Below are 20805 nucleotides of genomic sequence, written 5' to 3' on the forward strand. Positions count from 1 at the left end.
ATCGCATTTGAAACTGAAAATCAACACCACCAAACTTTTAAGGCGTATTGCAATAACCTTTATTTCAATATTGGTTCTTCTTACCCTGTTGATCCTAAGCTTAAGGCTTCCTGCCGTCCAAAATTTCATCAAAGACAAGCTCATTGTTTATCTGGAGAAAAAAATCAAAACTCCTGTAAGCCTTGAAAGGGTTTATATAGGATTTCCCAACAGTCTTGTTATGGAAAACCTCTACCTCAAAGGACAGGATGTAGATACCCTTCTGGCAGTGAAAAAGCTGGATGTAGGTTTACATATGCTGAAGCTTCTTAATTCTACGGCAGATATTACTTCGGTCAACATGGAAGGAGCACGTGCCAATGTGGTAAGGAAACCAGATGGCAAATTCAATTTTGATTATATCATTGATGCTTTTGCGTCCAGTGATAAGGAAGAAAGCCCATCCAAGCCGTTCATTATTTCTCTTGATAAAATTAATTTAAAAGATGTTGGGGTAACTTTCAATGACCAGCAATCTAAGAATGATATTCAACTCTACTTTAAATCGTTTGATACCAGAGTAAAAACTTTTGATCTCAGCAAAAACAATTATGCCGTTAATGATATCAACCTTGACGGCTTAAAATTAAAGTTAAAGCAGGGACTGGTAGAAGAAGTCGCTAAAAAAGTGGAGAAAAAAGTAGATTCTCTCAATGAAAAAAAACCGATGAATATTGGGTTGAGAGGAATCAAGCTTACTCATTTTGATATTGATTACGGTGATGAAAACACCAAAACATTTGCAAAAGTTATCTTCAAAGAACTGAGCACAAAGGTTAACAAACTTGATCTTGAAAACAATGCTTACAATGTAGCCAATGTATTTCTTTCCGGGGCAGATATTAATGCCAACCTTTATCTTCCTGCTCAGAATGCCAATCCGAAAACAACAAAAGAACCTGAAGTTTCCAAAGTTTCTGATCAGGATAAAGCCATGAAACTTCTCTTAGGGAAACTTGTTCTGAACGATGTAAAGGTCAATTATAACAATACTGCCATTGCTCCAACGAAACAGGGAATGGACTTCAATCACCTTAATTTCTCAAAAATGAATGTGGAGGTAAGAAGCTTCAAAATGGAGAACAATACCTTTGCAGGAACCGTAAATTCTGCAGAAATTAAAGAAGGCAGAGGGCTGGATATCCAGAAATTCAATACGGATTTTGTTTACGCAGAAAAAGAAGCATATCTGAAAGATCTTTATCTTCAAACTCCTAAAACCCTATTGCGTGATGAGGTTATTTTAAATTATAACTCCATTGATCAACTTAGCAAAAACTTAGGTGCAGTAAAGATTTCGGCCAATATCAAAGATTCAAAAATAGGGTTTTCTGACATTCTGAATCTGGTTCCGACTTTAAAAAATACAGTTCCGTTCAACAAATATCCGAACGCTATTTTAAACGTAAATGCGAATGTAAAAGGAAGCGTAAATGATCTTTTAATTCAGGATCTCAAAGTTTCAGGGCTGGATCAGCTAAGGGTAATGGCTTCCGGAAAGATCAAAAATGCAATGAACCCAGATCAGTTGTATTATGATCTGAGAATTGGAGAACTTTCATCCAATGCCAAAACAATATTCAATCTTGTCCCTAAAAATACAATTCCTTCCAATATTTCGCTTCCTTCCCATTTCAGCATCAAAGGAAATGCAAAAGGAACGACAAAAGTGGTGAATACAGACTTAAACCTGTACTCTACTTTAGGAAATGCTGCCATCATCGCACAGGTAGACATGCGAAGAAAAAATCATGAATTGTATGATGTGAAAGCCAATCTTCAGGGTATACAGGTAGGAAAAATTATTCAGAATAAAGATATTGGTCCTATCACTGCACAAATTGCAGCCAAAGGGGAAAGTTTTGATTTTAAAAATGCCAATGCAGATTTAAAAGGTCACGTTGCTTCCGCAGTCTACAAAGGATATCGCTATCAAAATATGAATCTTACCGGAAAGATCAATAAAGGAGCTTATCATGTGATTTTGGATTCAAAAGACCCGAATGCCAGTTTACAATTGACCGCTTCGGGTGTTTATGATGAAAAAAATCCTACGGTAAAAGTAAATGGAGAAGTCATCAAACTGGATATCAACAAACTTGGCTTCTATGAAAAACCGATGATTATTGCCGGAAAAATTGATGGAGATTTCACCAGCTTAGATCCCAATAATCTGAATGGATATTTAAACCTTCAAGATTTTGCTTTCTCAGATACCAAAGAGGTTTATCCTGTACAGGAAGTCAATCTGAAAGCTTCCTCTACAACAGATTCTACTCAGATCATTTTCAATTCTCAGATTGCAGATGTGGAATTGAAAGGTAAATATAAATTGACTCAAATTTTTGGTGGTTTAACGAAAACTGTGAATCAGTATTATCAGTTCCAGAAGCCGGATAACAAACAGAAAATTGATCCGGGACAACATTTTACTTTTACGGCTAAAATCAAAAATGATGATCTGATCAGAAAGTTTGTGCCGGATCTGAAAGATTTTGAAACCATCAATCTTGTTGGAAATTATGATGCAGATTCTCAGAAAATTGAAATTGACGGCCAAATACCAAGATTATTATATGGTGAAAATACCATTGAAAAAGGTGCTTTAAAAGTCACCAATGAAAATCAGGCATTGCAGTACAGTCTGAATGTAGCGGCTTTAAAAAGCTCAAGCTTTTCTTTAAATAAAATCAATATTGATGGAGATGTTGCGGACAATACCATCCGATACAATGTTACCACAAAAGATGAGAAAGACGCCACTCAGTTCCTGATTGCAGGAAATGCAAAATCGTTGAATGATATTACCGAAATATCTCTGAACCCGAACGGGTTGAAACTGAATTATACAGACTGGAATGTTGCTGAAAACAATAAAATTCAGATCAGTAATAAAGGAATTCTGGCAGATAACTTCATCTTGTCTAATGGCAGCAGTGAAATTGCTGTACAGTCTGAAAGCAACAATCCAAGCAGCCCTTTGAATATTTCGTTGAAAGATTTTAAAATTGAAACCATTACGGAACTTATTAAAAAAGATACGGTTCTGGCAAGAGGAACGATCAATGGTACGGCGCAGCTTCGTGATGTGACTAAAAATATGACATTCACTTCCGACCTGAATATTTCAGACTTAATTGTCTATGGAAGTCCTGTCGGAAATCTTGCTGTAAAAGTGAATAATGCCTCACCGAAGGTTTTAAATGCTGATATTGCCCTTTCGGGAAATAACAATGACGTAAAAATCCTTGGGGATTATAATACCTCTTCCAGTACTTTTGATCTGAATATGGCGATCAACCAGCTTCAGATGAAGAGTATTCAGGGATTCTCTATGAATGCCATTACCAATACGGAAGGTTATCTATCAGGAAACTTAAAGATCACCGGAACTACAGATAAACCGAATATTTTAGGAAAAGTGAAATTCAATGATGCCGGATTGGAAATTGCCAAAACGGGAAGTGATTTCAGACACCTTAGTGATGAAATAGATTTTACCAGCCGCGGAATTGAGTTTGATCAGTTCAAAATCAAAGACAAGGACGGAAATGCTCTTGTGGTGGACGGGCAGGTTCTTACCCAAACCTACAGAGATTTTGCCTTTAATCTGGATGTGAATGCAAAAGACTTCAAAGTTGTCAATTCAGAGAAATCAAATGATGCGATGATGTATGGTATTCTGGCCATTGATGCCGGACTTCATATCCGTGGAAACCTTGATCTTCCAAAAGTAGACGGAAGACTGAGTGTGGCAGACAACACTGATTTCACTTTTGTTCTTCCTCAGTCCAGCCCTACTTTACAGGAGAGAGATGGTATTGTAGAATTTGTGGATCAGGATCAGGTGGTTTTAAACAAAACAATCAAAGCAGATTCTCTTAATGCGCAGAGCCGCATCAAAGGAATGGATGTAAGTGTCAATATTGAAGTCAGCAAAGAGGCAAAACTGTCTCTGATCATTGATAAAGCCAATGGTGATTTTGTACAGCTTCAGGGTGAAGCTGAATTAACCGGAGGAATAGATCCGTCAGGAAAAACTACGCTGGTAGGAGTATATGAAGTGGAAAAAGGAAGTTATGATCTTTCGGTGAGTTTCCTGAAACGTAAATTTGACATTCAGAAAGGCAGTACCATTACCTGGACAGGTGAACCTACTATGGCTCAAATGGATATTACTGCCGTATATAAAACAGAAGCACCACCTATTGACCTTGTGGAGCAGCAGATCAGTGGAGAGAGTGCCTCAACGATGAATCAGTTTAAGCAGAGGGTTCCTTTCAATGCTTTATTGAAAATGAAAGGAGAATTATTGAAACCTCAGCTTACTTTCGATATTACTACAGATGAGAAAAATAATTCTGTATCTACGAATGTAAAAGATGTTGTAGATCAGAAGCTCGCCCAGATCAGAACCCAGGAGTCTGAGCTGAACAAACAGGTATTTGCCTTATTGCTTCTGAACCGTTTTATAGGAGAAAATCCATTTGAAAGCGGTGCCGGAATGTCTGCAGAAACCATGGCAAGACAGAGTGTGAGTAAAATCCTTTCTCAGCAGCTGAATAATCTTGCAGCAGGCCTGATTAAAGGAGTAGATCTTAATTTTGGACTTGATTCTTCAGAAGATTATTCCACCGGAGAGAAAAATACCCGCACCGACCTGAATGTAGATATCAGTAAAAAATTATTGAATGACCGACTGAAAGTAACGGTAGGAAGTAACTTCGGACTGGAAGGCCAGGCACGCCAGAATGAAAACATGACCAATATTGCGGGTAATGTATCCGTAGATTACAGCCTTTCCAAAGATGGAAGGTATATGCTTCGTGCTTATCGTAAGGATGAATATCAGGTAGCTCTTCAGGGACAGATCATAGAAACCGGCGTCGGATTTATTATTACATTGGATTATGACAAATTCCGGGAGATTTTCCAGAAATCTAAAGAGAAAAAGCAGAAAAAAAATCAAAATAACCAAGTGGTAGAATTTAAATAATGAATAATAAGTTCCATATATATTGTAAGTATCTGTTGGTTTCCGGGATGGCATCCACGGTAATCTCGTGCAGCAACACCAGGTTTCTGAAAGAGGGCCAGATGCTCTATACGGGAGCCAAAGTAAAGATTGAAAATGATACGATTTCCAAAAAAGAAAAAAAAGATCTTGAGTCTGCACTGGAAGCGAACCTCACTCCAAAGCCTAATTCCACATTTTTAGGGCTGCGTCCCAAGCTGTATTTTTATAATATTGCCAAGGAGCCTAAAAAAGACAAAGGTTTTAATTACTGGCTTAAATATAAAGTGGGTGAAAAACCAGTATTATTGGGAGATGTAGATCGTGAGTTCAATAAAGATATCATTGAAAATTATTCTGAAAACAAAGGATATTTCAATGCCAGAGCTACTTATGACACTGTTTCAAAGAACAAAAAAGCTCAGGTTATTTATACAGTAAGGCCTGGTTCAAGATATCTGATAGACGGTGTAAAATTCCAGAAAGATTCTACACTGGTCAATCATGAAATTCAAAACCTTACGGATAAAACTCTTCTTAAAAACGGAAGACCATTTGACCTGGACGTCATCAAAGCAGAAAGAGAAAGAATTGACAACAGGCTAAAGGAACGAGGTTTTTATTATTTCCATCCTGATAATATTATCGTGCAGGCCGACAGTACGGTGAGTAAAAATCATAAAGTTGAACTTAACGTAAAACTAAAAGATAACACTCCTGATTTGGCAACGCAGCAGTTCGGTATTGATAATGTTATTGTATTTCCCAATTACAATATTCAGGATGTAAAAGATGGTAAATACAGTATCCCGATGGATAAAGATTCTCTTTCCAAATATCGTTTTGATGACATTTACGTCATTGATCCGCAGCATAAATTTAAACCGAAAATTTTTGACAGAGCTTTATATTTCAAAAAAGGAGATCTTTACAACCGTTCGAACCACAATTTAACTCTGAACCGATTGATCAGTCTGGGTGTTTTCAAATTTGTAAAGAACGAGTTTATTGTATCTGATTCTTTGAGCCATAAATTTGATGCCTATTATTTATTGACTCCAAGACAGGTACAATCGCTTCGTCTGGAAGCTTTGGGAAGGACCAATTCCGCCAACTATGCGGGTAGTGAGCTGAACCTGAACTGGACCCACAGAAATTTCTTCAGAGGTGCAGAACAATTTAAAGCAGCCATCTATGGAGCTTTTGATTTCCAGATGGGAGGGGCTCAAAATGCCAATAATATTTTCCGTGCAGGAACAAACGTGCAGCTTTCAATCCCAAGAATTGTAGCACCATTCCGTTTTCATTCTTCCAGTGAATTTGTTCCCAGAACGAATATCACATTGGGATATGAATTCCAGAACAGAACACAATATTATACCCTAAATAATTTCACCGGATCATTCGGATATGTGTGGAAAGAAAACGCAAGAAAGGAACATGATCTGAAAGTGATTGATATTACTTTGGTGTCCCCGGCAAAGGTTACCGCAGAATATGATTCAATATCAAAGAAGAATCCAGCAATGGCAAGAGTTGTGGCAAAGCAGCTTATTTTCGGTCCTACCTATTCTTACACCTATACCAATACCATGCTTCCAAAGACCAACACCGTTTATTATAAAGGTACGCTTGATCTTGCTGGAAATATTACAGGGTTGGTAACAGGAGCCGATGTAAAGAAAGATAAGGAAAAGAAAATATTTGGTATTCCTTTCAGCCAATATGTAAAGATTGAAAACGATTTCAGATTCTATCATAAGTTCAGTGAAAAGTCTTCACTGGCTACGAGATTTATTGGAGGAATTGCCTATCCATACGGAAACTCAGAGTATATTCCTTTCTCTAAACAGTTTTTCTCAGGAGGAAGTAACAGTATCAGGGCATTCCGTGCAAGAACATTAGGACCGGGAAGTTTTGACCCGAGAACGATAGATCCTGGGACTTACTTTGACCAGTCCGGAGATATCAAACTGGAATTAAATGCGGAGTACCGTGCCAATCTTTATAAGTTCTTAAATGCTGCCGTTTTTGTAGATGCCGGAAACATCTGGCTTCTTCACGACGATGAAAACAGACCCGGGGCTAAGTTTTCAAAAGATTTTTTAAATGAAATTGCGGTGGGAGCCGGAGTAGGTCTGAGACTGGATTTTTCTATCCTGATTTTAAGACTGGATCTTGCCATGCCACTGAGAGTTCCTTACTATCAGAAAGGGGACAGATGGGCCTTCGATAAAATTAATTTCGGAGACTCAAGCTGGAGAAAAGACAATCTTGTTTTAAATATTGCCATCGGATATCCTTTTTAATATGATCAAAACCGCTAAATTTTTCTGGGAAGTTTTAAAAGATACATTCACTGAATGGAACAATTCTACTGCATCAAAAGATTCAGCAAGTCTTGCGTATTATGCCATCTTTTCTATCCCGGGATTATTAATTATTATTATCTGGGTACTTGGAAATTTCTTTGGGGAAGAAGCCATTCGCGGGCAGATCAGCACACAGATCAGTGGTATTATGGGACCGGATGTGGCAAAAAGTATCGAAGGTATGCTCGCCGGTGCTCTTATTGACAAAAAGAATATTTTTATGAAGGCAGTTGGAGTTGGATCATTGGTTTTCGGTTCTACTACGCTTTTCTTTCAGCTGCAACATTCATTAAATACACTTTGGGAAGTAGAAGCTGCTCCCAAAAAGGCATTAGTCAAATTTTTACTGGACAGAGCGAATTCTTTGGGAATGATTCTTATTCTGGGATTTCTTCTGATGATCACCATGATTTTATCTTCTCTGATCAGCCTTTTTAATACAATTATCACCCAATATTTTGGTTTTGAAACGTATATGTTGGTAGAGGTTGTCAATTTCGCCGTCGGTTTTGGCCTTGTGATGCTGTTATTTGCTTTGATGTTTAAAGTACTGCCCGATGTTTTAGTCAGCTGGAAACCGGTATGGAAAGGAGCATTCCTGACTACGGTTTTATTTACCCTTGGAAAATTTTTATTAAGTCTTTATTTTAATCAGGTAAAACCTACCTCAGCCTTTGGTGCTGCCGGAACAGTCATTCTGATTATGATGTGGATCAATTATTCCTGTATGCTGATATTCTTTGGCGCAGAATTTACTAAAGTATATACTTACAAAAAGGGATATAAAGTAGTTCTTTCCAAACATGCACGATGGACTCCTGCTAAGTTGTATGCGGATAGTCTGAAACAGATGCAGGGTGAAAGTAGTGATAAAACGTAGGTTCGGGTTACAGGGTTCGGGTTGCGAGATTTTGAGATCCGGGATATTCCTGATACGAGATTATTGATATATAAAAAAGCCTCCTGAAAAATTTCAGGAGGCTTTCTTTCTATTTTTACATTCTGTTTACGGTTCCGATTCCCAGCAGTTCTAACGATTTTTTGATTGTTTTTGCTGTGAGATCTGAAATATTCAAACGGAATTGTTTTACATTTTCATCTTCCTGGTTCAGAATAGGGTTATTCTGATAGAAAGAGTTGTATGCTTTTACAAGGTCATAAACATAGTTGGCAACCAAAGCCGGACTTAAGGTTTCCGCTGACTTGGCTACAACAGTTTTAAAGTTGGTCAACTGCATAATCAATTCTTTTTCAGATTGATTTAATTCAATATCAGCAGTTTCGGACTGTAAAGCACCTGCTTTAGACAATAATGACTGAATACGTGCATAGGTATACTGAATAAACGGCCCTGTATTTCCGTTGAAATCAATACTTTCCGCAGGGTTGAAAAGCATTTTTTTCTTAGGATCTACTTTAAGCATGAAATATTTCAATGCTCCTAATCCTACTGTTTCATAAGATGCTTCTTTATCTTCTTCTGAAAGGCTTTCTAGTTTTCCTAATTCCTGAGCTTTAGATTTTGCTGTTTCATACATTTCCTGCATCAGGTCGTCTGCATCTACAACAGTTCCTTCACGGGATTTCATTTTACCTTCAGGAAGCTCTACCATCCCGTAAGAAAGGTGGAACAACTGATCTGCCCACTCATATCCTAATTTTTTCAGGATTTTAAATAAAACCTGGAAGTGATAATCCTGTTCGTTTCCTACTGTATATATTAATTTTTGGATATTATTTTGCTTAAAACGTTCCACTGCCGTTCCAAGATCCTGAGTCATATACACTGAGGTACCGTCTGAACGTAATAACAGTTTCTGATCAAGTCCTTCATCGGTAAGATCGCACCAAACAGAACCATCTTCTTTTTGATACAAAACGCCTTTATCCAACCCTGCCTGAATAAGATCTTTTCCTAAAATATAAGTATTGCTTTCATATTGAACCTGGTCAAAATCAACTCCCAATCTTTTATAGGTCTCATTGAATCCTTTGTAAACCCATGAGTTCATTTCTTCCCAAAGCGCTCTTACTGTTTTGTCTCCATTTTCCCAATCCAACAGCATTTTCTGAGCTTCTTTCATTACCGGAGCATCTTTTTTCGCCTGCTCCTCTCCTACACCTTGTTCTACCAGCTCTGCGATTTCTTTTTTATAGTTTTTGTCAAACTCTACATAGTAGTTTCCAACAAATTTGTCTCCTTTGGTATTGGTTGTTTCAGGAGTTTCTCCCTTCCCGAATTTCTCCCAGGCCAGCATAGATTTACAGATATGAATACCTCTGTCGTTGATGATCTGAGTTTTAATTACATCATATCCAGCTTCTTTTAAAATCTGAGCGACCGAGAATCCTAACAAATTATTTCTGATATGCCCTAAATGCAATGGCTTATTGGTATTCGGTGAAGAATATTCTACCATTACCGTGGCATTTTTCTTTTCTATAGTGGAAAAATTCTTGCTTACAGATCTGAAATTATCCACAAACAGCTGGTTTTTCACTTTAACATTCAGGAAACCTTTTACTACATTAAAGCTTTCAAAAAGTTCCGTCTGTTCTGTTAACGCTTCACCTAATTCAACCCCGATACTTTCAGGATTTTTCTTCAATTGTTTTACCAACGGAAAAGTGACAATGGTGAAATCACCTTCAAATTCCGTTTTATTCTCCTGAACTTCCAGCTTGATGTCTTTTAACTGATATACATTTAAAATGACCTCCGAAAGTTTTTCTTCTATAATATCTTTAATATTCATGTGTTCATACTTATTTTTTCAAAGGCCACATGTAATAGCCCGCATTTCATTTCAAAATTTTGAAGTACAAATATACGGAAAGAGTTCGGTAACAATTACCGAACTCTTTTATTAATTCATAAACGTTATTCCTTTAGCTTTTAAGCTATAGAGCTATTAATAACATTTGTCCGGATTGTAAATTCTACAAGGTCCATTCTCAGTATACTGACAAGTTCCTTCCGGACAATTTTGTCCTGGCTGGGGAACCCATCCACCTGCAATTTTCTTTAATGCTGATTTCGATAATTTTTTTAGATTTTTCATAATAATACTTTTTAATTTAGTTGTAAAGACTGTAAAAGTCTCTTTAGAACAAGGTAATAATTAAATATGAAATAAAAAATCAATTTAAAAATATTCTTATATATCTATTCAACTGAAATCATTGACCTTTACCTTATAATTTACAAACAAAAAAACCGCCCGAAGGCGGTTTATATAAGAATTATTGTTTAACAAAAACTAAAATTGCATTATCATTTCCAGGTGTATCATCTAAATCTTTAGAATTATCTGAAATTCTTAACTCAAAATCATCAAATGACTGAAGAGTTCTCTTTAATGTTTTTACAGTTCCTGCCTCACTATAAGTTAGTGTTAAGCTACTATTATCAAAGCTCCACTTACCATTGTAAGATTCAGTAAGATTACAAGTACCAGAATTAACAAGATTGTACCTTTCGTAAACACCCGAAAAATCTGTATTAATTGATATTTGGCCCTTTTTCTCACACTCATTTAACAAAATTGTCTTTCCTCTAAATTCATATTTATACGGTTTCCAATTTCCAATAATATTGACACTCTCTTCTATAATACTATTATTATCATTGCTAGAAGAACATGAGGTAACAGCCATAAAGAGTAAAACTCCTATAAAAAATTTTATATAATGCATTAGATTCAAATTCACAAATTTATTTTAGATAAATTAAAATTTATCCCAGAATAGTTTTGTAGTCGCCTTGTCACCACCGATTTTGCTAGCAGCAGCATTAACATTTGCACCATTTAACACATATTCCTGATCAGAATAAGGCATTCTATATGGCACTGAAGACAAGTTAGATTTTGGCGGATTTACAAGAGCCGGATAATCTAAACGTCTCGTAAAATTCCATGCAGCAAATCCTTTATTGAACATAGCAATCCATGCCTGAACTCCGATTGACTGTTTCCAGTTAGCTGCATTATAAGGGTTAGCACTAAGATATGATGCAATGCTAGCATCTGAAACACCATTTTCTTTCATTGATGCTGTTACTGCTGTAGCATAAAGATCTGCTGCTGTGCCACCTGCTGAATATCCTCTAGCTGCTGCTTCAGCCTTAAGAAAAGCTACTTCTGCATAACTTAATAAATTTGAAGCTGTTGTAGATGATCTGAAATAATCGTTTAGATGAGAAAAATCACTATATGGGTCATTTAATTCACCAAAAACACCTCCTTTATAAACTCCACCAACTTTTGTAAACCATTGATCCATTCTTGGATCCGAAAGGCTACTCATAGTATTGATAACTAATTCACTAGGAACAAAATCATCTCTGTTAGAAGCTACAAGATTATCGAAAACAGGATTTGAAAACGTATTCCCGTCATAGGCAAATTTATAAGCTTCCTCTTCAGAAGAAATTACGCCTCCTACAATTGCTGATTCAACAGTTGCTTTTGACAATGTTGGGTCAACATCTGCTAAGTTTATTCCCAGTCTTAATTTCACAGAATTGGCAAATTTCACCCATTTATTCATATTTCCCGAGTAAACTAAATCACCAGATCCATATCCTTTTGCTGCAGGTTTTACTGTTGCAATTACAGCATCAATTCTTTTAATTAAATCTGTATAAATACTTTTAGCATCATCATATTTTGGTGTAAGAATCTCATTAGGCTTAAAAGCTTCGGAATAAGGCACATCACCAAAAGTATTCACCAAGTTCTCCCAAATGAAAATCTCTTCAATTTCTAATGTTGCTAATTTGTTTGTACGAATATCATTAGTTTCCACTTCTGCTTTCAGATTTTCTTTTGCCTGTCTAATATTATTGATGCTGTATACATACATCCTGTTAAAATGATTTCTAGGCTGATTTCTGGTTACCAAATCATATTGTGTTTCCTGAGGATATTGTCCTTCTGCCCATTGCTGAGTAAAAAAACGATAATTATTAAAATTCACACTAGGATTGTCCATATAATAAGAAGACTGGAATAATGCCGTAGCTAGTAAATTTTCTGAAGGTAAAATCGATGGGTGCTTAGGATCTTCATTCAGCGAGGTCAGATCACTTTGACATGATACCAAACTTGCAGATATAAATATGCCAAATAAGGCAGTTTTTAATATATTTTTCATTGTTGATTTTTTAAAATTTAAATGTAACATTTACTCCAATATCTCTTGTTGTTGGCATAGATCCAATTGACCATCCATAAGAATTAATTCCTCCACCAATCATAGCTTCCGGATCAGCATATGGAAGATTTTTGTGAATGATCCATAAATTTCGCCCTACAATAGATATTTTCGCATCATAAATTTTAGTTCCAGCCAATAAAGATTTAGGAAGCATATAGCCAATGCTAGCCTCTCTTAGCTTAATAAAAGATCCATCATAGACAAATTCTTTTGCCGGCTGGGTTTCATATCCATAGTTACTTCCAGTTGAAAACTGTGACAATGCTATATTATTAGGAGTTCCATCTGGCAAGACTCCAGGAAGTATAACATCCTTATCTCTGTAATCGCCAATAGCAGTTTCTTTATAAAGCCCTGTATCCATACCATAATACATATCAGTTGAGAAAATATCTCCACCTTTACGCATATCAATTAAGAAACTTAAAGAGAAGCCTTTATAGCTAAAGGTATTTCTGATACCTCCAATCCAATCAGGAGTAGTATTACCTATAATTTGATTTGAATTAGTTTGATAAATTCCTGTGTCAGGATCAATAACTCTCTGTCCATTCAGATAGACATAATCACTTCCGATTAGAGTTCCCCAAGCTTCCCCTACTCTGGCATTAAGAGAAACTCCTCCTTGGAAGCTGTTCAGAAGAAGATTAGTAATTCCCGGATATAGGCTCACAACCTCGTTTTTATTTTTAGACCAGTTGGCATCGATATTCCATGTAAAATCTTTTGTTTTTATTGGCACCAGTCCTAACTGCACTTCAAAACCTGTATTATCAATTCTTCCTGCATTAATAACTTTACCAGTATACCCTGTTCCTGAAGAAACAGGAAGTGTTATAATCTGATCAATCGTTTTCGTTTTATAATAAGCAAAATCAACTGTTATTCTATCCTTTAGGAAATGTGCTTCTGTACCTACTTCAAATTCTTTAGACCTTTGAGGTTTTAGATCTGGATTGGCTTGATTCAAAATTGAACTATATATTCCTACACCTGATAAAATCCCTGCAGATCTATAATTATTTGTCAGCATATAAGGATCTGCAGTACCTCCTACTTCTGCGTAGTTTGCTCTTAATTTCCAGAAATTCATCCAACTCTTAGTATTCAAAATTTCCGACATGATTAGAGATCCAGTCACTGAAGGATAGTTATATACATTATTACCAGCCGGTAGCGTTGAACTTTGGTCAACTCTCCATGTACCATCTATGTAAAACTTTTTGAAAAAATCAAATGATGCTGTGATATATCCTGAATTAGTTTGTGTTGTATACTCACTTTCATCTGATGCTAATGGAGCTTTTTTAGAATTCGAAAGTGCATAAATTCCAGGAACAACTAATCCTCCTTCAGTTGAACCGTATACAGAATTAAAATAGTTCCTTCTTATATTTCCACCTAAAACTCCTGAAACATTAATATCATCAGTAATATCAAATTTATAATTCACCATTAAATCATAATTTGTTTCAGTTCTCAGTACATCACGTCTTGCATAACCAGAAGATACGTCATTTCCTGATTGTCCAAAAGGCTGAGCTACAGATCCAACAGCTACTCTATTCTCTGCAAAAAGATTTGATCTGTCATAAGAGACCTTACCTGTTACAGAAATATTATCTAATAAATCATAAGTTAATTGAGCATAGGTAAAATTTCTATGTCTTCTATCGCTTGTATAATTTTGATATGCTTGGAAATATGGGTTATTCCAATATGCAGGAGCCCCATTAGAAGCAGATTTTCTGTTCCATGTAACATTCCCATAATTATTCAATGCACTAGCAATACTAGGATTAACATTAGCAAAATAAGCCCTTTCAAGATCCTTTACATCTACGTTAGTTTGCCACCATTGTCTGAAACCGGTAACTGTATTATCGCTATATCCGGTTATACTACGTCCTTTCGTATCCTGTAATGTCATTGTAGAATAGAAAGAAGAATGTAATTTAGAAGTCAGATCATAATTTACTTTTAGGGAAAAAGTATTTTTATTAATATGGGAGTTAGGTATAAGACCATCTGACATCATATTGTCATATGTAAAACTGATATTTTTCCCTTTTTCACCCTTTTCTAATGTTACAGTATTCGTGTATGTAGCAGGATTATTAAAGAATTCAATCGGTCCATTTTTAGCTGCCACCCAAGGAGTTGCTTTGCCATAATTAGGAGATGTTGGATCAAAAGAATCCCATTGATATACCAATAAATTAGGGTCAAATTTTGGTCCCCACGAAGCATCTGCTCCAAAATTGGCATTATTTAAGCCTCCAGGACCTTGAGATCCAAATTTTTGAGAATATCCAGCTCCATATCTAGTCTGATATTCCGGAAATGTTGATTTATCAATAAAACCAACATTGACTGAAGATGATAAAGTAACCCCCCATGAACCATCATCTTTTCCTTTACCATTTTTAGTCGTGATAACAATAACACCATTTAAACCTCTTTCTCCATATAAAGCCGATGCTGCGGCACCCTTTAATACGTTAATTGATTCTATGTCTTCCTGATTAATATCAGATAAGGCATTACCGTAATCAATTGATTTCTCTTGTGTATAGGTATTATTAACAGGTGATCCATCAATTACAATCAATGGGTTTCCTCCTCCTAATGTTTTAACCCCTCTTATAAGCAAATTTGCTGATCCACCAAAGTTATTGTTGGTAGTAACATTAAGACCGGCGACCTTACCAGATAATTGAGCTCCAATGTTACCTGTGTTTGTGGTTCCATCAGAAAGAGCACTTGCTTTAATCTCCTGTGAGGCATATCCCAAAGATTTCTTTTCTCTCTTAATACCAAGGGCTGTTACGACAACGCCCTCGATCTCTTTTGTTTTAATAGTATCATTCTTTTGCTGGGCATTTGCAACAGCTATAGAAGAAGATAGTACTAAAACAAGAAGACTTGCTGTTAGTTTCTTCATATCAAATTAATTTTGTACCCTACAAATTTGTAAAACTTTCTTAATACAACAAAGCAAAAATTAAAAAAAATACATTTGTTTCACTTTTTTCAAATAAAAACAATAAAAAAAGTATTAAAATTAGTTAAAAATTAAATATTTAACAAAAAGCAAGTAATTAAATGTTAATTTCATTTAAGAAATAATAACAATCACTTAAATTGATATTATCTATATTAAATCATCACTCCCCAGAGCTAAAACAATTTGAATATCAGCAACTTGAAATAAAAACAAACAAAAAACACCACTTTAAACCGTATAGATACTATGCTTTACATACTGATATAACTAAAGAAACAACTGGTCTTAAAAACAAAAAAACCGCCCGAAGGCGGTAAAAATATATTAAAATTGTATTGCAAATTAGTTTTGATTCCAGAATGGAGTGAACTGATTTCTTACGAATGCATCCGCACTTGAAATATTGGGCACATTTGATGAGTTTGCGACATACTCAGATACAGGATATATCAATCGATATGGTTTATTTGGTTTATTAGTCGTTGTTGCTAATGGAGTGTATGGGTAACCTGTTCTATTATAGTTGATAAATGACTGAACAGGATTTATACTTGTATTTGCAATCCAAGACTGTGTCATAATTGCTTCGATTTTTTGATCCATCGATCCTGTCCAACCTAACCCTGGTCTTAGGTTTGCAGAAGTAATATAAGTACCAACTGTTGCTCCTAGATAATCAAATGAAGCTTGTATTCCATCTTCAAAATGAGTTTGAGCATTCCCTAAGTTTACTGAAGGATACCTTAAAGATGCTTCTGCAAGAAGAAATTTAATTTCGGATTTAGACATGATTACTCCTGATTTAGTAGAACCAAGACTAATATTTGTAGCATTGTTTGCAGTAGATAGTTCACTTGTAATTCCTAGACCTATTCTTGAAACAGAATTATTCCCAGTTGGAGCACCAGGTTCACCAGCTAAAGCACCTTGTCGAATACCTTTCAAAGCACCGGAAACTAATGTAAATGCTCTTCCCCTTCTAGGATCAGCAAGCCCCGTATATTTATCATAAATATTTGATGGATTATTAGGTAATACTAAATTATTTGGATTACCATTTAATGCATTAGCGAAATGCTCTGAAACAGTAACAACTTGTCCTACTCTAGTTCCAGCCGTTGTTCTGATATATGTTCCATAAAAAGGGTTTTGTTGATCATCTGTAGCGGCTGAATAACCAGGATTTATCAAAACATCTTCACTAATAAAAGCAGCACCATTTAATGATGCTAGTTTTTGATCTCTGTAAGTAGCCTCAGAACCTGTAAGTCGACTCATTCTTACAAGGTATCTCAATTTGATCGTATTAGCAAATTGAATCCATTTAGTTGTTGATCCTCCAAAAATATTATCTGTTGAAGGATTCAAAGCTATTACATTTGATCCTGCATGCTGAATTAACGAAATAGCTTTTTCCAAATCTTCAATTTCAGCATGATAAATATTCTTATCATCATCATATTTGGGAGTCAAATTTGATTGATAATTAAATGCTTCAGAAAAAGGAGCATCTCCATACAAATCAACTATTGTCTGCATATAAAATGCTCGCATAATTTTAGCTGCCGCCACATAATAGTCCTGAGCTCCATCACTATTAGGATAGTTCTCTATTAGTTTATAGTTTGCCATGTTGCGGTATAATCCATCCCAAATGCCATTATAAAAACTATTATCTACAGTATTAAGGTTAAATTCTCTTACATAAGGAGAACCATAAACATATGAATTACCAGCCCATGAGTTCATCATTAAATTACCGAAAACATTCATGGTAGTTGCCTGAGTTCTAAATATCTGGGTATTTGTTCCTGGTAACAATAAATCCGGAGTTACCTCCTCAATATGAATGGCATTTGGATTTTCATTAATATCCAGGTATCTATTGCATGAATGAAAAGAGGCTAAAGCCAACGCTCCAATGATTAAAGAAGTACTTATCTTAATATTTTTCATAATTCTCGTCCAATTAAAAAGTTACATTTAAGTTAAATCCAAATGTTCTATAATTCGGATATTGTGTATCTAATGCTATTCCATTAGCATTACCATTACCGGAAGCTGTTTCCGGATCATTATAATTCAAATTATTATCTGCATATTTTATAAATGGATTTCTTGCAAAAACCCCTAAAGTAGCAGAATTAACAAAAGTGGATGCTAAAAGTGATTTTGGTAAACTATAGCTTAAAGCTATTTCTCTTACTTTTAATGCCGTTCCATCAACAACAAGATTTTCACCAATATTTCTTCCTGCACCTGTAAAATAAGACACCGCACCTCCATATTCCGGAGTATTTCCTACAGGAGTATTGTTAGTAACGTAATTTCCATTAACAAGCTGCACAGAATTAGGTATAACATAACCTTTACTTCTATCATAATCAGCAGTCATAGGATCTGCACCAGTAAACATCAACAGCCTTTTAGACATTGAAATAAAGCTTGCACCTTTTCTGTAATCCATAGTACCAGAAAGAGTAAAGCCTTTAATTCTGAAATTAAGGTTCATTCCTAAAATATAGTCTGGATTTGCTTTTCCTAAAATTTCAAAAGTAGATGTTGTTAAAGGGTTTCCATTTGAGTCAACAATAATATTTCCATTGGGATCTCTCTGGTATTTCGTTCCTTTTATCATTGGCATTTTTTCACCTTTAATTGCAAAAATACCAACACCAGGAGTTGAATAACTTAATAAATTCACCTCATCCACTCCTTCTGGCAACTCTTTAATTCTAGCTATTGAAGAGGAATAAAATCCACGAATGTTTAATTCTATATCTTTACTTTTAATTGGCGTAATTCCTAACTCAAGCTCATATGTATTATTAACCATTCTTCCAAAATTATTCTGAAGACTTGCTAAACCTGTAGTTGAACTAGATGTTACACGAGTAATCAACCTTTTTGTATCTGACTGAGAATAAGAACCTGTTAAAGTCAATCGATCTTTAAAGAAGCCCAAATACAAGTTTGCTTCTTTTGTATAAACATTTTCAGGTCGTATAAGTTCTGAGGTAGGGTTTTGATTAGCAATATAAGCAGTATTGGTTCCAAATGGATAGCCTGTAGGGAATGATCCAATCTGGTCTACAGCATAAGCTGCTATTGGTGCGTTTCCTACACTTGTGTAGGATAGAGATATTTTTGCATAATTCAATATATCTCCTTTTAGGCTTTCGAAAGCATTAGTAGGTATAAAACTTAGACCGGCAGAAAAATACCCATAGCTTCGTAAATCCTGCTCATAAGTACCTGTTGGACGAACGGAAAAAACAGAGTTCCACTCTTGTCTATAAGTACCATTCAAATATAAATAATTTTTATATGACAAATCTAAGTTCCCTAATACTGCAAATACACGGCTTCTTAGTTGGTAATTATTTAACTGGTAAGCCAAATATGGATTCAAAACATTTGCATAATTATACCATTTGGCTATTTTAAGGTTTTCACCTCCAACCTCGTTAATTCTATAATTATTATCCTGAGTATTAATACCCGTATTAAGCTTTAATACGATATTATCCGTTAAATTATAATCGAAGTTTACTAATAAGTCCCCATAATAATTTGAAGTTTTAGAAAGACTCTGTCTAAACAGAGAGGTAACATCACCTGTTCCATAGTCAGAAAAATAGGTTCCGTCTATTCCTGTTCCTGTACCATTATACTGACGAGTAAATTTGAAACCATTATTATAATTATCAAAATCTCCCATCGTATTCTGCAAACCTCCTTTATATGTCACATTAATATGATCATTAAATTCATATTGAAGACCTATAATTGTTGAAATAAAATTAGTCTTGGCATTATATCTTTCATTTTGAATTGTCCAGTATGGGTTCAATGCATAAACACTATAGTTACCTTCTAATCCAGAATTTCTATAATTTCTAATATCAATATTGCTAGGCATTTGTAACATTTCTCCATATAGATCATGACTCGTCTCAGTAGTAGACCTGTAAATATAGTTAATATCACCATCTATTCTAAATTTGCCAAACTTCTTACCTGCCTTAAATAGAAATGAATTCTTAAGCATTTGATCTCCTTCGACCATGAAATCACTGCTCATTCTGTTTAAATTAAGATAAGCATAGGCATCAGATCCACCAACATTCATAGATATTCCATTCTGAAAAGTAACCCCCGTTTTAAAGAATTTTGCAAAATGGTCTTTAACTGGCGAATATTTTGCAAAAAGAAACTTTCCGTCTGCTTGTGGCAAACCAGTTTCTACATATTGCCCTCCAATATTCGGATCATCAAAAGCAGGTCCCCAAGAGGTATTCTCCCAAGGCACATGGTTGGTTCCATTATAATCTACACTGCTAAAAGTTTCGTCCTGAACACCTTGCCCATACTTAGTCTGGATTTTTGGCAATTTATAAACAGAAGAAAGTTCAACCGATGAAGTAAGATTGAACTGAATTTTTTGATTATTACTTCCTTTTTTTGTTGTAACAACAATAACCCCATTTACCCCTTGAGAACCATATAAAGCAGCTCCCTGAAGTCCTTTAATAACATTCACATTTTCAATGGCATCAGGAGGTAGTTGTTGAAATACAGCTGAGGAAGAAATCACATTATCTATAACAATAAGAGCTTGATTGTCACTTGTTATAGAACGAGTACCTCTTAATACAATTCTATTACTCGAGTTTACTCCCACATTCGTTGTTGTAATTTGCAAACCTGCAACTTTACCTGTCAATGACTGAACAGCATTTGGATTTGATGCTGCATTAAGTTCCTTAGTTCCTACAACCTGACTGGCTGCCGTAACAGCGTCTTGTTTCTTTTTAATCCCTAAGGCTCCAGTGACAACGATCTCCTCAATATTTTTGGTTTTTAGAGTATCTTTTGTGTTTTGGGCTGACATCATCACAAATGATGACGATAGTACAACCGCGAAAACACTCGCAGTTAATTTCTTCATATCAAATTCAATTATTTTTACAGATTACAAATATGTGAAACTTTCTTAAAATAACCAAAAAAAATGTTAAAGTTTTATAATTAACAAAAGTAACCACTTTAAAAACAGTCAAAAACTAACAACTTATCAAAGAAACTTCTTTTATTCCATCAATATGAAAAATACAATCAATTAACAAATTCAACAAAAAAAAATAAAAACA

Annotated in this window: 10 protein-coding genes; 3 read left to right on the plus strand and 7 right to left on the minus strand. The window is 35.2% G+C overall.

Going from position 1 to position 20805, the window contains the following annotated elements; genetic code table 11:
* The first annotated feature begins 7 nt into the window (after positions 1-7).
* From RAH34_RS03495 to RAH34_RS03505, 3 genes are read left to right on the plus strand one after another with little or no spacing between them, the layout of a single operon-like run.
* Entirely contained in the window at positions 8-5035 is a 5028-nt protein-coding gene (locus tag RAH34_RS03495) for a translocation/assembly module TamB (protein WP_306595150.1), read from the plus strand.
* Positions 5035-7362 carry a BamA/TamA family outer membrane protein gene (locus tag RAH34_RS03500; protein WP_114819347.1) on the plus strand — a complete coding sequence of 776 codons (2328 nt, stop codon included), beginning with the start codon at positions 5035-5037 and terminating at the stop codon, positions 7360-7362. Before RAH34_RS03495 ends, RAH34_RS03500 begins: the two co-directional genes overlap by 1 nt.
* Before the next feature lies 1 nt (position 7363).
* Positions 7364-8305: a YihY/virulence factor BrkB family protein gene (locus RAH34_RS03505; protein ID WP_114819348.1), complete on the plus strand. Its 942-nt coding sequence runs from the start codon at positions 7364-7366 to the stop codon at positions 8303-8305.
* A 115-nt stretch (positions 8306-8420) separates the two neighbouring features.
* Here RAH34_RS03505 and argS read toward each other — a convergent pair whose 3' ends face one another.
* The 7 genes from argS to RAH34_RS03540 all read right to left on the minus strand — a co-directional run bounded on the left by argS (position 8421) and on the right by RAH34_RS03540 (position 20603).
* Positions 8421-10181, minus strand: a complete 1761-nt coding sequence (argS, locus tag RAH34_RS03510) for an arginine--tRNA ligase (RefSeq protein WP_306595151.1) — start codon at positions 10179-10181, stop codon at positions 8421-8423.
* A gap of 156 nt (positions 10182-10337) precedes the next feature.
* Positions 10338-10487, minus strand: coding sequence for a hypothetical protein (locus RAH34_RS03515; RefSeq protein WP_306595152.1), 150 nt, complete (start codon positions 10485-10487; stop codon positions 10338-10340).
* A 181-nt stretch (positions 10488-10668) separates the two neighbouring features.
* Positions 10669-11121, minus strand: a complete 453-nt coding sequence (locus RAH34_RS03520) for a lipocalin family protein (RefSeq protein WP_306595153.1) — start codon at positions 11119-11121, stop codon at positions 10669-10671.
* A 33-nt stretch (positions 11122-11154) separates the two neighbouring features.
* Positions 11155-12582 carry a SusD/RagB family nutrient-binding outer membrane lipoprotein gene (locus RAH34_RS03525; RefSeq protein WP_114819514.1) on the minus strand — a complete coding sequence of 476 codons (1428 nt, stop codon included), beginning with the start codon at positions 12580-12582 and terminating at the stop codon, positions 11155-11157.
* Positions 12583-12592: 10 nt separating this feature from the next.
* Positions 12593-15589, minus strand: a complete 2997-nt coding sequence (locus RAH34_RS03530; RefSeq protein WP_114819351.1) for a SusC/RagA family TonB-linked outer membrane protein — start codon at positions 15587-15589, stop codon at positions 12593-12595.
* A gap of 405 nt (positions 15590-15994) precedes the next feature.
* Positions 15995-17608: a SusD/RagB family nutrient-binding outer membrane lipoprotein gene (locus RAH34_RS03535; RefSeq protein ID WP_114819352.1), complete on the minus strand. Its 1614-nt coding sequence runs from the start codon at positions 17606-17608 to the stop codon at positions 15995-15997.
* Between the two features lie 13 nt (positions 17609-17621).
* On the minus strand, positions 17622-20603 hold the full coding sequence (locus RAH34_RS03540) for a SusC/RagA family TonB-linked outer membrane protein (RefSeq protein WP_114819353.1): 2982 nt from the start codon (positions 20601-20603) through the stop codon (positions 17622-17624).
* Positions 20604-20805 lie beyond the last annotated feature (202 nt).

Source organism: Chryseobacterium sp. WLY505 (assembly GCF_030846215.1).
Taxonomy (GTDB): domain Bacteria; phylum Bacteroidota; class Bacteroidia; order Flavobacteriales; family Weeksellaceae; genus Chryseobacterium.

Bases quoted from the DNA above. Each gene is read 5' to 3' on its own strand.
- RAH34_RS03515 (WP_306595152.1), bottom strand. From the start codon at position 10,487: ATGAAAAATCTAAAAAAATTATCGAAATCAGCATTAAAGAAAATTGCA.
- RAH34_RS03530 (WP_114819351.1), bottom strand. From the start codon at position 15,589: ATGAAGAAACTAACAGCAAGTCTTCTTGTTTTAGTACTATCTTCTTCT.
- RAH34_RS03535 (WP_114819352.1), bottom strand. From the start codon at position 17,608: ATGAAAAATATTAAGATAAGTACTTCTTTAATCATTGGAGCGTTGGCT.
- argS (WP_306595151.1), bottom strand. From the start codon at position 10,181: ATGAATATTAAAGATATTATAGAAGAAAAACTTTCGGAGGTCATTTTA.
- RAH34_RS03540 (WP_114819353.1), bottom strand. From the start codon at position 20,603: ATGAAGAAATTAACTGCGAGTGTTTTCGCGGTTGTACTATCGTCATCA.
- RAH34_RS03505 (WP_114819348.1), top strand. From the start codon at position 7,364: ATGATCAAAACCGCTAAATTTTTCTGGGAAGTTTTAAAAGATACATTC.
- RAH34_RS03500 (WP_114819347.1), top strand. From the start codon at position 5,035: ATGAATAATAAGTTCCATATATATTGTAAGTATCTGTTGGTTTCCGGG.
- RAH34_RS03525 (WP_114819514.1), bottom strand. From the start codon at position 12,582: ATGAAAAATATATTAAAAACTGCCTTATTTGGCATATTTATATCTGCA.
- RAH34_RS03520 (WP_306595153.1), bottom strand. From the start codon at position 11,121: ATGCATTATATAAAATTTTTTATAGGAGTTTTACTCTTTATGGCTGTT.